The sequence below is a fragment of the Candidatus Hydrogenedentota bacterium genome (assembly GCA_035450225.1).
GTDB lineage: Bacteria > Hydrogenedentota > Hydrogenedentia > Hydrogenedentales > SLHB01 > DSVR01.
The window spans coordinates 357123-372394 of record DAOTMJ010000001.1 but is presented as its reverse complement, the minus strand read 5'-3'; the positions used below and the strand labels follow the sequence as shown (position 1 = coordinate 372394).

Annotated in this window: 13 protein-coding genes; 8 read left to right on the top strand and 5 right to left on the bottom strand. The window is 57.5% G+C overall.

Features of this window, described 5'->3' with window-relative positions:
• Nucleotides 1-9: 9 nt before the first annotated feature.
• The 4 genes from P5540_01455 to P5540_01440 are packed head-to-tail and all read right to left on the bottom strand — an operon-like array spanning nt 10 to nt 4551.
• Nucleotides 10-759 (bottom strand): type II CAAX endopeptidase family protein, encoded by a 750-nt coding sequence (locus P5540_01455; protein HRT63465.1) that lies wholly within the window; start codon nt 757-759, stop codon nt 10-12.
• Entirely contained in the window at nt 746-1672 is a 927-nt protein-coding gene (locus P5540_01450; GenBank protein ID HRT63464.1) for a hypothetical protein, read from the bottom strand. Before P5540_01450 ends, P5540_01455 begins: the two co-directional genes overlap by 14 nt.
• Entirely contained in the window at nt 1669-3156 is a 1488-nt protein-coding gene (locus tag P5540_01445; protein HRT63463.1) for a hypothetical protein, read from the bottom strand. The genes P5540_01450 and P5540_01445 overlap by 4 nt, the downstream gene beginning before the upstream one ends.
• Before the next feature lie 57 nt (nt 3157-3213).
• Complete coding sequence (locus tag P5540_01440; protein ID HRT63462.1) at nt 3214-4551, bottom strand: DUF1080 domain-containing protein; 1338 nt, start codon at nt 4549-4551, stop codon at nt 3214-3216.
• Between the two features lie 178 nt (nt 4552-4729).
• Between P5540_01440 and P5540_01435 the strand changes: the two genes are divergently transcribed.
• From P5540_01435 to P5540_01420, 4 genes are all read left to right on the top strand, one after another.
• The gene (locus P5540_01435; protein ID HRT63461.1) at nt 4730-5188 is read left to right on the top strand and encodes a hypothetical protein; all 459 of its coding nucleotides are present in this window, start codon (nt 4730-4732) and stop codon (nt 5186-5188) included.
• A 180-nt stretch (nt 5189-5368) separates the two neighbouring features.
• Complete coding sequence (locus P5540_01430; GenBank protein HRT63460.1) at nt 5369-5815, top strand: hypothetical protein; 447 nt, start codon at nt 5369-5371, stop codon at nt 5813-5815.
• 315 nt (nt 5816-6130) lie between these two features.
• The gene (locus tag P5540_01425) at nt 6131-7090 is read left to right on the top strand and encodes a GDP-mannose 4,6-dehydratase (protein ID HRT63459.1); all 960 of its coding nucleotides are present in this window, start codon (nt 6131-6133) and stop codon (nt 7088-7090) included.
• Between the two features lie 120 nt (nt 7091-7210).
• Complete coding sequence (locus tag P5540_01420) at nt 7211-9955, top strand: discoidin domain-containing protein (GenBank protein ID HRT63458.1); 2745 nt, start codon at nt 7211-7213, stop codon at nt 9953-9955.
• Nucleotides 9956-9980: 25 nt separating this feature from the next.
• Here the strand turns inward: P5540_01420 and P5540_01415 are convergent, their stop codons facing one another.
• The gene (locus P5540_01415) at nt 9981-10589 is read right to left on the bottom strand and encodes a response regulator (protein HRT63457.1); all 609 of its coding nucleotides are present in this window, start codon (nt 10587-10589) and stop codon (nt 9981-9983) included.
• A 334-nt stretch (nt 10590-10923) separates the two neighbouring features.
• Here P5540_01415 and P5540_01410 point away from each other — a divergent pair, with 334 nt between their 5' ends.
• The 4 genes from P5540_01410 (at nt 10924) to P5540_01395 (ending at nt 15253) form a co-directional block, all read left to right on the top strand.
• Complete coding sequence (locus P5540_01410; GenBank protein ID HRT63456.1) at nt 10924-11871, top strand: alcohol dehydrogenase catalytic domain-containing protein; 948 nt, start codon at nt 10924-10926, stop codon at nt 11869-11871.
• 116 nt (nt 11872-11987) lie between these two features.
• On the top strand, nt 11988-12818 hold the full coding sequence (locus P5540_01405; protein HRT63455.1) for a sugar phosphate isomerase/epimerase family protein: 831 nt from the start codon (nt 11988-11990) through the stop codon (nt 12816-12818).
• 126 nt (nt 12819-12944) lie between these two features.
• Nucleotides 12945-14081: an amidohydrolase family protein gene (locus P5540_01400; protein ID HRT63454.1), complete on the top strand. Its 1137-nt coding sequence runs from the start codon at nt 12945-12947 to the stop codon at nt 14079-14081.
• The gene (locus P5540_01395) at nt 14078-15253 is read left to right on the top strand and encodes an amidohydrolase family protein (GenBank protein HRT63453.1); all 1176 of its coding nucleotides are present in this window, start codon (nt 14078-14080) and stop codon (nt 15251-15253) included. Before P5540_01400 ends, P5540_01395 begins: the two co-directional genes overlap by 4 nt.
• Nucleotides 15254-15272 lie beyond the last annotated feature (19 nt).

Genomic DNA, 15272 nt, shown 5'->3' with positions numbered 1-15272 from the left:
GCGTCGCGATTACCGTCCCGCAAAGTGCAGCAACAGGATCAGCGCGTTGAACAGCAGCGCGATGCTGCCGTGGAGAAAAGCGCCATACCAAATGGAACCGGTCCGGACAGCGAGGTACGCCAGCGCCAATCCGACCGGCAGCGATCCCAGCGCCTCCAGTTGCGCCTTGCCCGCGTGGACCATCACGTAGGGGATGACCTGCATAAGCATGCCCGCATACGCGCCGTAGTCTTTCGCAATCCCGAAGAGGATGAATCCCCGAAAGAAAAACTCCGTCCGGAAACAGAGGAAGACGATCGCGGGGATCTGCGCGGCGAAAAACGTCCCCCACGTTTCGTGGGATCGCGTGACGCCCGCGTAATAGGCCTGGAAGTCCGCGTTGAAAAATAGAACGACAAAGCACGGAATGTACAACAGAAAAAACAATCCGCACATTTTCAGCCCAAGCCGGATATCGCCCAGGCCAAGGCCGTATGCGGACGGTTTTTCGCGCATCGCGAGGATCATCAGCAGCGGGAAAAGGCCTTGCAGCAGGAACGTCTGATCGAAGTGGATTCGGGCGCAGGACCCTGCGAATTCCGTGCCGCCGATTGCCGTCAGCAGTTCCGGAAACCATTTGAGCGAACCCGTGTATTTCGGCAAGAGCAGGGCAACCGAGGCGCTGGCGACGATAAGCGTCGGATGCCATCGCGCATCCAATCCCCGTAGTTCGACGAGAAAACATTCCCGCGCTTTCGCCAACCAGTCAGCGGGCTTCAAGGTAATTTCTTGCCTCCGATATTACATCGGCCCTATCGGTCCATGGCTTGTATACCAACCGCATGTCCAGTCTGTATTCCTGATTTATACGGTAATTCGGCACGATCATCTGAAAATCCCATGCCGGATTATGGCCGTCGCCCGCGGGCGTCGCGCCCCCGCCGGAAGGCGAATGCGAGAACCGGACAACCGGTCCCGGCTTGAAGATGAAAATCAACACGTTCCGCCCGGCACGCCCGTAAAAAAACGGGACCGAATACCGCAGCGGCGACAGATTATTGAAGAGAGTCCCCGGACCTCCCGCGAAAGGGATATCGAAAGAGTCGGATTCATGGCGGACGGTGCTGTCGCGCCCGTGTTCCTGGGTGCAGTATTGCACCCAAACCGGCTTGTCGAGCGTCGAACCCGCCGCCAGAAAATAGATGCTCTTGTCGGGCGGCGCGTTGATGTAGGATGCCCAGAAAACGCCCAGCACGCCGCCCGCAAGATCCGCCTTGCGTGGAATGCAGCGGAAGGCCATGTCAATGCGGGACGGTCCGGCTGCTTCGAATCGCGTCCAGCTCTCGACGCCGTACACGGGCGTCGGCGGCTGGTGCAGTTCCACGGCCGACTCGGCAATCCGCCGCAATGTCATTGGCGCGCAGCGCGGCTCGAAAAAGACTTCACGCTCGGAGGGCCGTGGATTGATGTCGAAGTAATGCTCCAAATTCAATCCGGCATAGGCGGGCACGAACGCCGATTCCGTCTCGCCCGGAATTCGCAAGTCGAAAAGACCGTTGTAACCTGCGCGGTGTTCGCCCAGCGTACGGTTGTCGCCTATCGTACAGATAAGGCCCGGCGCGCGCAGTTCGGCATGTGTAACCGTATCCTCGCCCGCGGCAAACAACGCCGCCAGCAACGCTATTCCGTTCATATCGCCCCCTTTTGCTTGTTGGAAAGCGCGGCCCGTGCTTCTTGCGCCAGACGGCGCAGGGCATCCAAAGCAATGGTTTCTCCAAACGGCTTCAGGGAACTCGCGTCATACAGCGCTGCCAGGCGCTCCATGCACGCGTGGTTTGTTTCGGCGAACGTCAGAAGCCCTGTCAACACGTCAAGCCGTTCCAGGGGTGCGAAATTCAGACGGTTGGCCGGCGAACCGTCGGCCAGCAAGGGCGGATCCTGCAATTGCCCCATATATCGCCGCAGGAGATGTTCGAGTTTCGGGCCGTTCAACAGCGCCGGCGCCAGATTGCTTTTCTGGTGCGCCGCCACAAAACTGTCCGGCGATGTCGCCCATTCGTACCGGGTGTGCGAGGCCTGCGGCGCAGGCGGGCCTTCGTCAAGACAACATATCGTCCATTGCCGGTTCGGCGACCACGGGCGATCGGCATTCTTGGGTTTTCGGCCTGGTTTCTTTTTGGCGTCGGTAAACATATCGAGCGTAATCTCGAAACTGTTTTTTTGCAACGGCATGACGCGCACATCCAACTGATCGGCCGGAATACATTCAACGAAACGTTTCCGTGCCTTTTCACAGCGCGTCAATGCGTCAAAATCGCGTTGGTATCCTTCGGGAAACAGCGATTTGTCCCATTTGTGAACGCCCTCGCGCATCATCTGCTCCATGGGGACGAGCATGTCGCCCGTCGCGCACACAATCAGGACCGGATTGGCAATGCGATCCACCCAGGCAATCGGACTCAGCCGATACCATGTATCGGCGCCGAGATCGTTTCCAAAAACGCCATAGGCCCAATCCGCCAGCATGGTCACGGCGCATACGACCGGCAACGGGCTGTCCTTGATGTCTTGTTGCGGGTAGCGGGAAACGGCCCGGTTCGCCTCAAAATAGTTCAGGTTATACGCCCAATTCACGACCGGGCAATCGGCCGTCGCCGACGTCACAGGAAAGAAATCGGCGCTCATGGCCAAGGCCATGTAGCCGCCCTGGCTGCCGCCGTCAATGTGGAGACGAGCCGGATCGATAATGGGAAGGCGTCGCACCCATTGGATCAGCGCATGGGCAAGGTTGTAGCCGTCGCCGACCGAAACATCTATGGGGTGTTCCTTGTCATAATGAGCAGTCGCCACGGCCCAGCCGCGCTCGCACCATTTTCGGGCGCCGCCGATGTCCTTCTCGTAATGAACATGGCAGAAAACGGGGATCGGCCTGCCCGACCGCAACTCCTGCGCGCGGACCATCAGGCGCCCCATGCCGAGTTTGGTTTTTCCGCGCACATCCAGATAGGGAATTTCGACGGTGAGCACCCCCACACCGCCCTCCTCGGTTTCCCCGACCACCCGCACCGCGCCCTCATGTCCGGTTTCCCCGGCCACGGTCCCCTGAACAAATCCCCGCGCCGAACAGCCTATCAACAACAAGGCGAGGATACTTGCACACCACCGCGGGTTGCGCATGCGCGAACCTCCCACATGGATTTGCCGGCCGGCGGCCCCGAAAGTGAAATGCGGCCGCTACAGTCTCTTGATGCGAATATTCCTGAATGCCACGAACGAACCGTGATCCTGCAATCCGATGAAACCCCGCCGCAGGCGCATTCGGAGTTCGTCGTTCTGCTCCAAATCCGTTTCCTGCACAACCTGATCGTTCATCACTGCACGGAAACGACCGCCATCCAACAGGATTTCGACGGTATTCCACTCTCCGGGCGATTTGGTTGCATTCACCCGTGGCGCGACGACATCGTAAATGGCGCCGCTGGTCTGATTCGTTACCGGTTGCCCCGCATCGCCCTGCAATTGGAATTCCATACCAATCTTCGACTGCCGTCCCGCGCGCGGCGCGCGGAGATAGATTCCGCTGTTGCCCCCCTTGTTGATTTTCCACTCCAAACGCAGAATAAAGTTGTCGTAACGATCGCGTGTATACAAAGCGCGCCCCCCTTCCGCTTTCCAGACAATGGCGCCGTTTTCGACCGCGAATCCCTTCGTGTTGGCGCCAAGAAACCACCAGCCGTCAAGCGTCTTGCCGTCGAACAAAGAAACAAACCCTTCCGCTCGTTCCCGTTCGGAAAGTGTGGAATTATCCGGTTTCCACGCCGCGGATTCCGCGGGATTTTTCATCGCGGCCTCCAGATCAACATAGGATTGCTCATTTCCAGGTAAAACGAAATGGACCGAACCGAGGCGTTCCGCCGGGGGTATTTCTCCTGAAAGCATCAAGGGTTTTTCAGTTTGTTTGGCCGGTCTACGCGATGATTTCTTTCCACGCACAGGGGGCTTGTCCACCAGTTTTTCGACCACTTCGATGTCGCCGCCGGATTTCGCGGCGACGACAAGGCCGGGTGCGGCTTCGCGAAACGCCTTTACCAGTTCGTCGGCATTGGGGCCGTCAATCCAGTAGACCAGGCGGTTTTCGTTTTTCAATACCGCTGCGGCCGATCGGACCATCGTAAGACATTTTTCCTTATCATCAAGCGCCTTTTTAGGCAAAATCCTGCAAAGCCCCCCCATCCGCCGCCACAACGCCGCGTCCATGAGGGCCTTGATTGTCCTAGCCGTGCCCGGTGAAAGCGAACCGTCTGCGGCATACCCTGGAAGGGTAAAGCACACGGCATTGCCGCCCGCGTCGGCAATCCGGGCAAGCGTTGCCGCCCATTCGGACGGCGCCGTGCTTCGCAGCGCCATTTCGGATACCCGAACGGCGCGCATCATAAACGGATTCTTCCCCAAATAAAGAACGCCGTCCCGGACGGCCATCTTGTCTTTGTCGGCCAGGATATCGGGGAAAACAGTTGAGGCAAAAACGATCATGACGCCCATCACAACGAACGTTGCACATACAATCCGCATGGAAAACCTCCCTTCAACAGTCGGTATGAAGTTCATTCTAGCAACCCGCGGCATCCGGTTTCTAGCGCTTCGCAAAGGCTTGACCGCGATCCATGCGTGTGCTAGAATCCGCTCAACGTAAAATCCCGCTTTGCGGAAGAAGCGGGAAACGGCATCGTCGCTTCAGGAAGGAGCCGCCATGAAAATCCGTAACGTAGGGCAGGTTTTGGCGTTGCTGGCGATACTGGCCGCCGTGGGCGGTTGTGCGCGCGCCGCACGGGACACCACCGGGTTTGCCATTACCGAAACGGTCACGATCAATGCGCCCTTCGATGAAGCATGGCAGATGACGAAGGCCGTCTTGCGTGAAAAGGGGTATGATATTTACACGCGAGACAAGCGCGGCGTCTTCGTGGCTTTTACCGGCCAGCGCCACAGCCTGTTGCGGTTGAATCGAACCAAGTACACCATATCCTTGAAACCGGCTTCAGATGCCACCACCGAGGTAACGATCGAATCCATTCGACAAGTCTACGGAACAACGCTCCTGACCTATCCGGGCTGGCATGATCGAAAGGCCACGCGCCGCGATGAAGCCCAAGAATTACTCCAGGCAATTCAGGCAAAGACGGCAAATTCTCCCGCAACAACCCGGTAAAAGCGATTTTCGCAGTTTGAAAATGCCGCATACCCGGCGGGAAAATCAAAAAATTTGCTGTTATTTCCCGGATTTTCAATAAAAGCGGGATTACCTTGACAAAATGATGTGTTATAAGATATAGTTATAGCAGAAAGAAGATAGGCCTGAAGTTGTGGCCAAGACAAGGAGGTATTGACCATGTTGTCACTCATCGAAGTGAAGTGCCCGCATTGCAACGCACACGGTCAGATTATGTTGCCTCCGGTCGGGACTATTATCATCGGACCGTGCCCGGAATGCCAAGGACTTGTGGTGGTGTTCTGCGGCCATGTATTACCGCTTGACAAGGAAATTATGGCCCAAGGCACGATTCACGAGAAGCGTGAGCACCTTGTGGCTGTGCTCTCCAAATTTATTCGCGAACGGGTGGAACTGATGATTGCCGAGGAAGGCGCTTCCGACGAATCCCCGCCGGATGAGTTTGTCCCGCAAGGTGAAAATCACGAACACAAATCCGTTCCGCCGGAATCCAAGCCGGCTCGGGTAACGCATGCGCCGATCTCCGACGAAGAAGTCCGGTCTTTCGCGAAAATCGAACTGAATCTGCTGGACAACAGCGACTATTTCAAAACGATTTTCAACTGATCAATTTGTTGATTTTCCGGGCCGGAGACGGGTTATCGTTTTGTTCTTACCGCCCATTCGGCAGCCAGTGACGTATCCTGCGTCAATCTATGCCATCAAGACTGGATAATCAGGCAACACGCCGGATGGGTCCGTGCGTTTTGTTGCGATGTCGTTGCCGCTGGGGTGCATATTTGCCGAAAGGGGATTGCCAGTCTCGTTCGTGTTGAAGGGTTCTATCCCCATTGCATATGGCCTTTTCTTCGACAGGCTGGCGGGGAAGGCTTCATGGCTGGTATAGTCCCTGCCATCATTCAAGGGAACAGGAGTGAAGGCATGAAGCGGGTGTTGATTACAGGCGCGGCGGGGTTCATCGGCTCGCATTTGGCGGAACGATTGCTGGACCGTGGCGATACGGTTGCGGGTTTGGACGAGTTCAACGATTATTATAATCCGGCGATCAAGCGGGCCAATGTGGCGGAAGCCCTGAAGAACGAACGCTACACGCTGCACGAAACCGATATTTGCGACGAGCCCGGCTTGCGTGCGGTCTTCGAGGCGGAACGTCCGGAAGTGGTCGTTCATCTGGCGGCGCGCGCGGGGGTGCGGCCGTCGGTCGAAAATCCGAATCTGTACCATCGCGTGAACGTAATCGGCGGCCAGCACATACTCGATGCGTGCCGCGATTTCAAGGTGGACAACCTCGTTTTCGCGTCGAGTTCGTCGGTGTACGGCGGTTCGACCGATGTGCCGTTCCGCGAAACGGATCCCGTGGCGCGTCCGGTGAGCCCTTACGCGGCCACGAAACGGATGAACGAACTCCAGGCGCACGTGTACAGCCATTTGTACGGGCTGAACGTGACGATGCTGCGGTTCTTCACCGTGTACGGTCCGCGGCAGCGTCCCGACATGGCCATCCACAAGTTTACCCGGCTGATCCTCGAGGGGCGGCCGGTGCCGATGTTTGGCGATGGTTCAACGCGGCGGGATTACACGTATATCGAGGATATTCTGGACGGGTTGGTGCGGTGCGTGGACACGCCGTTCCGCTACGAAATCTTCAATCTGGGCGAACATCATACGACCAGCCTGCGCGATCTCATCGAGATGATCGCACGCCACTGCGGCAAGGAGGCGATCATCGAGCCGCGGCCCTTGCAGCCGGGTGATGTGTCCATCACGTTCGCGGATATCGATCATGCCCGGGCGCTGCTGGGTTACGCGCCGAAATTTTCGATGGACGAGGGTGTCGGACGGTTTGTGGAATGGTATAAGAGGCAGAAGGCAGAACGCTGACGATTCATTGTCCATGTTTGCGGGCCGTCTGTCGCTGGTTTGGGGCGCTCAAACGTTGGTACAATGAACGCCGCGAACGGGTCATCTGATGGCAGAAGGCAATCGGGAAGGAGTTTGACCATGAAACGAATTGTTGATTGCGGATTGCATTTCATGGCTTCGTTTCCAGCGTCGCATATATCGTACGGCGCGCGGTGCGCCGTGATGTGTTCCCTGGTTTTGGTGCTTTGCCTGGCATCCGCGGGCATTCATGCGCAGGAGCCGGCGCGCATGCGGCTTGTTTTTGCCTGTCAGCCGGACAATGACTTGTACGATTTGTTGTCTTCCCGCGGGGGCACATGGATGCGTTTCGACACGCCGCTCGAAGCATTGCGTTATGCGCCCAACGAATCGGGGGTGCTGGTCCTTGCGGATGAATATCCCGACCTGCAAACGGTCGTCACCGAGGACGATATTGACCTTGCCGGACGGAAAAATATCCGCCTTTTCGTCGAATTTCCGGAAAAGTTGCTCGGATTCGTTATCCTGCCGCCGCGTCCGGCGCATGCGGAGCGCCTCGTGGTTGAATCGGATTTCTTTGGTCCGAATTTGCCCAAGGGACGCATTCTGAGCCTGCACGATTACTTTCTGACTCCTGTGAATATCCGCTATTCCCATTTGGCGGCATCGCGCGTCGCGGGATACGACACCCTGGCCTATCCGATGCCTGAATTCACGGATCCGCTCCAACCGGACAGCAAGATATTTCCCGTTCTTTACAAATACCCCATCGGCCAGGTCCTTCTGTCCTCGACGAAACTGAGCCACTTTATCCGTGGACGCTATGCGCCGATGGACGCCTGGCGCACGATGTGGAGCGCGACGCTGGAATGGTTGTCGCAACGCAAGATCACGGTGCCCTTGTGGACGCCTACGGTTGCCCCCGCCTATCAGCGGGAAGAGGGGCTGCCTCCCGATGTCCAACGGCAGGCGGTGCGTCGCGGCGTGCAATGGTACTACAACGCGAAGTTACTCGTGCATCCGGCCTGGCAGGAAAAGGCCGCAGCCTTCGCCAAAGCCCCGGACGGCGTTGGACCGCGTCCGGAACCGGACTGGAAAACGGGCGACGGTACGCTTGGCTTGCTGGAGGGCGTCGTTTCGCGGATTGACATGGAAGGCTATCAGCCGGTTCGTTATGTCTTGCGCGCGGATTGCATGAGCGAGGCCGCCATGGCCATGGCCTTTGACGGCACGCTTAACAACGCCGCCATCAGCCTTGAAACGGCGGCTCATCTCGTGGATTTCGTGCTGGGCGAATCGCAACTGCACAAGGGCCCCCGTGCGGACGCGAAGAGTCCTTCGTACGGCCTGCTGGGTTGGAATACGACGGGCGGTGAAGGGGTGTATTACGGCGATGACAATGCGCGGAGTCTGCTGGGCATTATCGCGACGGCGGCGCTCGTCAAGGCCGACCGATGGCAGGCGCCGGTTCTCCGTTGTCTGCTGGCCAATCTGCGCACAACGGGGCCGCTTGGTTTCCGCGAAAACCGCATCGAGGAAGAACGGTTGCAGCAGGCCGGTTGGCTGCATTATTTCAATTCGCCGACGATTCAGTTGAGTCCGCATTACCAAGCGTATTTGTGGGCGGCCTATCTCTGGGGCCACAAACAGACAGGTTACGCGCCATTCCTCGACCGCGCCAAGCAGGCCATCCGGGCGACAATGGAGGGCTATCCCTCCCAATGGCGCTGGACCATGGGGCTTCAGGAAGAACGCGCGCGCATGTTGTTGCCGCTCGCCTGGTTGGTGCGTGTCGAAGACAAGCCCGAACATCGCGAATGGCTGCGCCGCGTCGCCGATGATCTTGTCGCAAAGCAGGAACCGTGCGGGGCGATCCGCGAAATGCTCGGCGATGCCTCGATCGGACTTGCCATTCAAGCCCAGTCGCACGACGAATACGGCGCGCGCGAAATGCCGATCATCCAATCCAATGCGGATAATGCCTGCGATTTGCTCTATACCTGCAATTTTGCGTTGCTGGGACTGCATGAAGCCGTTGCGGCAGGCGAAAGCAAATATGAGGAAGCCGAAAAGAAACTGGCCCAGTTCCTTTGCAAGATACAGATTCGGAGCGAGGAACACGTCGAACTCGACGGCGGCTGGTATCGCGCGTTCGATTTCGACCGCTGGGAATTCTGGGCAAGCGACGGCGACAATGGCTGGGGTGCGTGGTCCATCGAGTCGGGCTGGTCGCAGGCGTGGATTGTGAGCGTCTTGGCGTTGCGTGAATTGAAAACGTCCCTGTGGGACTTGATCGCAAATATTCCAAAAGCTGAATCCGCCGAGCAGACAATTCAGGAAATGATGGGCGCCGCGGCCGGCGCCGCCTCCGGCGAAAAGGCCGAACATCTCGCTACCGGCAAGAAGGTGGTTGCGACGGTAGGCTATACGGCGCCTTTCAGCGGCGGCGGCCCCGATGCCTTGGCTGATGGTCGTTTGGCCCAACCGGATTTGACGCATCCCGCATGGCAGGGCTACGAGGGCGCGGATTTGGACACCATAATCGATCTCGGCGCGTCCATGCCCGTGAAACGGTTACAGACGCAGTTCCTCCAACTTCCGGCGAAAGGGGCTTTCTTTCCGGTTTCGGTCGAATATCTGGTTTCCGAGGATGGCGCCAATTACCGGAGCGTGGGTGTGGTGTCCAACGAGGTTCCGCCGGCAGCGGTTGATCCCGCCGTCAAAACGTTTGTGATCGAGTTGCCGGAAACCGCCACGGTTCGTTTTGCAAAGGTGCAAGCTAAAAACCTGGGAACCATTCCCGAAGGCCTTCCATCGTGCGGCAAACCCGCGTTGCTTTGTGTGGATGAGTTTGTTATCCAGTAGTCAAGGCAAGGTTTGACAATCCCTGTTATTTGAAGTAAGAAGGCTTGGCGTTGGCGACGGAACCCGGCGGCTTGTCAATGAGTCGTCGCACGGCTGCTTCCAGTTCGGCAAGGCCAAACGGTTTCTTGAGGCATCCATCGAATCCATATTGGGACAGTTGGCGCATTTCGATTTCATCGAGATAACCTGAAATGGCCAGCACGCGCGAATGCCTGGTTTCAGGGCGATCCTTCACGCGCTTGCAGACCATTCGTCCGTCAATGTCCGACAAATGGATGTCGAGGATTACCAATTGCGGGTTATACTGGACGACCAGTGCGCCGGCATCGAATCCGGTGGATGCCGTCAGCACCGTATACTCCGCGAAGCGGGTCAAAGCCGACGGAATAATATCCAGATAAAAGGGATCGTCATCCACCACCAGGATCCGGCCCTCCCCCATGTCGAGCCGGTCCAAGGGAATATTGTGCTTGATCATGAAGGCCCGAAGATTTTCGTAGGGAATCCGCCGATCGCGCCCGCGTCCCAAACGGTATCCCTCAATCTGTCCCAAATCGAACCACCGCCCGACCGTATCGGCCGATACCCCGCAGATTTCCGCCACCTCGCCGCTTGTGAACACCTTTTTACTCATGCGCGATGTTCCGTGGTCGTTTGTTCACAAATAAATAAAGGCGTGTACTGATTCATGAGGTTCACAGGGCATTGAAACCCGTATTCAACCAGAATTTTTCGCGAAAAAATACATTTACGGCATTTGCGCAATTTCATTGTATCATGCGGGTGCAAAACTGTCAATGCGATTCAAAAGCGCTTACTTGAATCCGTGCGCCCAGTGGTGTTGAATAGGAGTTCTTGCCGGGTCATTCTGTGCTTCATGCCCAGAGGTTGCCGGCAAGTAAATCATGGCGTTGACGGCGGCCCTGTGGATTGTCCGCCGCCGACGTCATACAACCGGAGCGTTGGATATGCGAGCCTTGGTGTTCGACGGTGAATTGCGCGTAACGGAACTACCGATTCCACGGCCTGGCGAAGGCGAGGCGTTGATTCGGGTTCTGACGGCGGGAATCTGCAACACGGATCTCGAAATTCTCCGTGGCTATTTGGGCTTCAGGGGCGTGCCGGGCCACGAGTTCGTGGGCGTGGTCGAGCAATGCGCGAATCCCAATCTGCAAGGCAAGCGCGTGACCGGTGAAATCAACTGCGTTTGCCACAAATGCCCCTTCTGCCAGCTCGAGATGCCGCATCATTGCCTGAACCGCACGGTGCTCGGCATCGCTGGACGGCAGGGCGCCTTTGCGGAATTTGTCACGCTGCCGGAGGAAAATCTGCATATCGTGCCGGCTTCAATCCGCGACGACGTGGCGGTGTTCACCGAACCGCTGGCGGCGGCGTTTCGCATCGTCGAGCAAATTCCGGTCACGGCGAATGATCGCGTCGTGGTGCTGGGCGACGGCAAACTGGGCCAGTTGTGCGCGCAGGTGTTGTGGCTTTTGACGAAAAAACTGCTTTGCATCGGAAAGCATGAGTGGAAACTGGCCCTGCTCAACGCCCTGCATATACCGACCGCCCTGAAAGACGATCCCGTCGAGCGGAACGTGGACATGGTCGTCGAGGCAACGGGATCGCCGGAAGGCATCGCGCGCGCGCTTGAACTGGTACGGCCGGAAGGCGCCATCGTGCTCAAGACGACCCTTGCGGACACCGGTCCGCTCAATCTCAGCCTGCCGGTCATCAATGAAATCAGGATTATCGGTTCGCGATGCGGCCCGTTTCGCCCCGCGCTCGAGGCGCTTGCCTCGAACACGGTGGAGGTCCGCCCGATGATTACCGAAACCTATGAGTTGCGCGACGCGGACGTGGCCATGCAGCGCGCCGCCGCGCCGGACGTATTGAAAGTGTTATTGCATATTTAGAAACCGGCGCCGTGAAATCCGCGTCTACCGGGGCCGTCTGTTCAAGAGCAATCAAATGATTTGATTGCGGGCATGAATGATATAGTCGAAAATCGGTTTGGAAAGGAAAAGACCAGATGAAAGTCGGGATGTTGACGGGACCGTTCGAGAATGAAAAACTGGAAACGGTGATGGATTTCGCGGAGGAGGCGGGCATTCCCTGCCTGGAAGTGGTCGCCCATCCGGGGAGCCGGCACATCGATCCCGCCCGGCTGACCGCCGCGCAGGCGGAAAAAATCAAGGACATGCTGGCCGAGCGGGGTCTTCAGATTTCGAGCCTCGCCTATTACACGGACACCACCGATCCGAAACGTGTCAAGGCGGTCCAGGCGCATGCCATCAAAACAATAGATGCCGCGGCCATGCTCGGTGTGCCGACCGTGTGCATGCTGACCGGATCGCCGCTGCCGGGCATGAGCAAGATTGACACCATTCGGCAGGTGGTGCCCAAGGTTTTCGCGCCCATTTTGGCGCAAGCGCGCAAGAAGAAAATCAATCTTGCCATGGAAAATTACTTTGCGACATGCTTGCAGGGACTTGACACGTTCGAGGCGCTGTTCGAGGTCATGAAGGACGATCGCTTTGGTCTGAACTACGATCCGTCGCATTTGTATCACCAGGAATGCGATCATCTCGTTCCGGTGTCGCTTTACGGGCGGCGCATTTTCCACACGCACGCCAAGGACACGTTGGTGGACAAGGCGAAGCGCGCGAAAGTGGGCATTTACGGCGGCGGATGGTGGCGCTACGTGATCCCCGGATTCGGCAACATCAATTGGGGCGAATACATCAGTCATCTGCGCGCGAACGGGTATGACGGCGTGCTGAGCATCGAACACGAGGACGGCGCCCAGACGCGCGAGGAAGGATTCTGTCGCGGCGCATGGTATCTGGAGCAGTTTTGCTAGGCGCATTTTCCACACGGGCTTTTACGGCTTGTTCGTTCCCGTGTCCGTTATCGTTGTCGCATGTGTTTCTTCACATGAGGAAGGGACGAAGATCCGACCCTTGTGTCTTGGGAAAAAGGATGAAGAATGAAACGCGAATCGAAGCGCGAAGATCGCAATGACACCGGGAAAACGCCCCCCCCGCCCGCCGGCCGCCCAAAGCGCGCCTTATCCGGTTGGGAAATCCTGGTTCTTGTGGGCGTGGCGTTTGCCGCCGCGGCGGCGGTCTACCAAGTGCTGAACCGCCCCCCGGAGGGACTGCCGCCGCCGTCCGACGCTCCGTCCGATGCGCCCTTGCGTCCGTTCAAGGTCGTGAACGCGCACGAGCACCTGTTTTCGCGGAAGTACCTCGACAAGTATCTCAACGCCGCCGAGAAGACCGGAATCGCTCGCACGCTTTTCGTGGCGAGTTCCGAATACACGCTCATGGGCGCACGCAAACCGCAGGACAAGGGCAACGACGAAAACACAGAGGAAATCCTTGCCGCCGCGCGCGAACATCCGGGGCGGATCATCCCGTTCTGCACCATCCATCCGAACGATCCGGAGAAACTCGACAAGATCAAGCGATTTCGCGAGGCCGGCGCGATGGGCCTCAAACTCTACACCGGCCACGGCAACTTCTACGACAAGGCGCTCGACGATCCCGGCATGATCCCCGTGTACCAATATTGCGCGGAAACCAAGTTTCCGATCTGCTGGCATGTCAATATCACGAAATACGCGGACGAATTCGAGCGCGTCATGAAACAGTTTCCCGAAATGATTGTCATCGTTCCACATTTCGGCGTGACGTTTTTCCGTCCACGCGAAGAGCCGTGGCGCGTCTTTCAACGCCTTATGGACACCTACCCGAACCTGTACACGGACACGAGTTTCGGCACGCGCACGATTCTCGTGGATGGATTCGAGGCGGTCAGCCGCGATCCGGAACCTTTCCGCGAATTTTTGAAGAAATACGCGGATCGCACCTTGTTCGGCACGGACATGGTGGTCACGGGAAACAAAGAGAAGACGGAACCGTGGATTGCGGACGTGTTGCGCGCATGCCGCGAAATGCTTGAAAAGGATGCCTTCCGCTATGCGCTCGGCGCCAAGGGCGCGGCCTATGCTCCACGCAACAGCCGCAACGAGGCAGGTGTTTTTCGCGGCCTTGCGCTTGACGATGACACGCTCCGGAAAATTTACGAAACCAATATGGAAAGGCTTTTTCCGTCGAAATGAGACAAAATAAAGCGCCTGCCCTGACCCTCATGCGAAAAACACGCACCAAACGCGCTTGGTTGCTCGCCGGTGTTGTCCTGCTGATCCTTCTCGCCATTTTCTGGCCCCGCCGGGTACACCGCCAGCCTGTTTCCGCCACCACCGACCTGAAGCGCATCCAGGAGCAGCGGCTCATCATTGACGTTCACGAGCACATCGCGTCGCTCGAGGAAGTCCCCAAAATGCTGGCGGCCATGGATGCGGCGGGCATTGGTAAAACCTGCCTCATGGGCAGTTCCCGTTTTACATTGACATTGAACCCCTCGGTCGGCTTTACCGGGTACGATGAAGTCAACGAGGAATTGATGAAGATCTGCGAAAAATATCCAGACCGTTTCGAGGCATGGCCCACCCTCAATCCGCTCGATCCGGACAAACTCGAAAAATTCAGCAAACTTGTCGATCGTGGCGCGAAAGGGCTCAAGCTGTATCTCGGCCACGGTTATATCGTCAAAAAGACGAACCAGTACATGTTCCATCCCGTGGCGATGGACGATCCCGGCATGCTGCCCGTCTATCAGTACTGCCAGGATCATTTTGTCCCTGTTTGCCTGCATGTCAATCCCAGCCCGAAAGCCCCCGGATTTGCGCAGGAATTCATCGCTGTTCTCGATGCGTTTCCCGACATGAAAGTCGTCTGCCCGCACTTCATGTTGTCGTCCATTCTCCAGACGCGGCTCGAGGAATTCCTCGACACCTATCCCAATTTGTATTCCGACATCTCGTTCGGGCACGACGATTTCCTGTCCGCCGGATTGCGCCGCATATCGAAGTCGCCCGACAAATTTCGCGCACTTTTCAACAAATACCCCACGCGGTTCATGTACGCGACCGATCTCGTCGTTACTCCCGAAGCGCTCAAGACCGTCGAATGGATTCACGACCGCTTCAGGGTTTATCTCGACATGCTCACGCAGACCGCTTACACCACGTCCGTGTTGCCCCGCGAAGAATTCAGGGGGCTTGCCCTCAAAACGGATCTCCTTGAACGCATCCTATATAAAAATTTTCAGGACTTCACCGCGCTCAAACCCAAAGGCACGAAGATTACGCGGAAGATTGACTGGAATCGCATGGGCGTCACGCCGATCAATCGCAAACCCGGCGAGGCCATTCCGCCGCCCCCGCTTTGAAACCGGGCGGAGAGTCTCC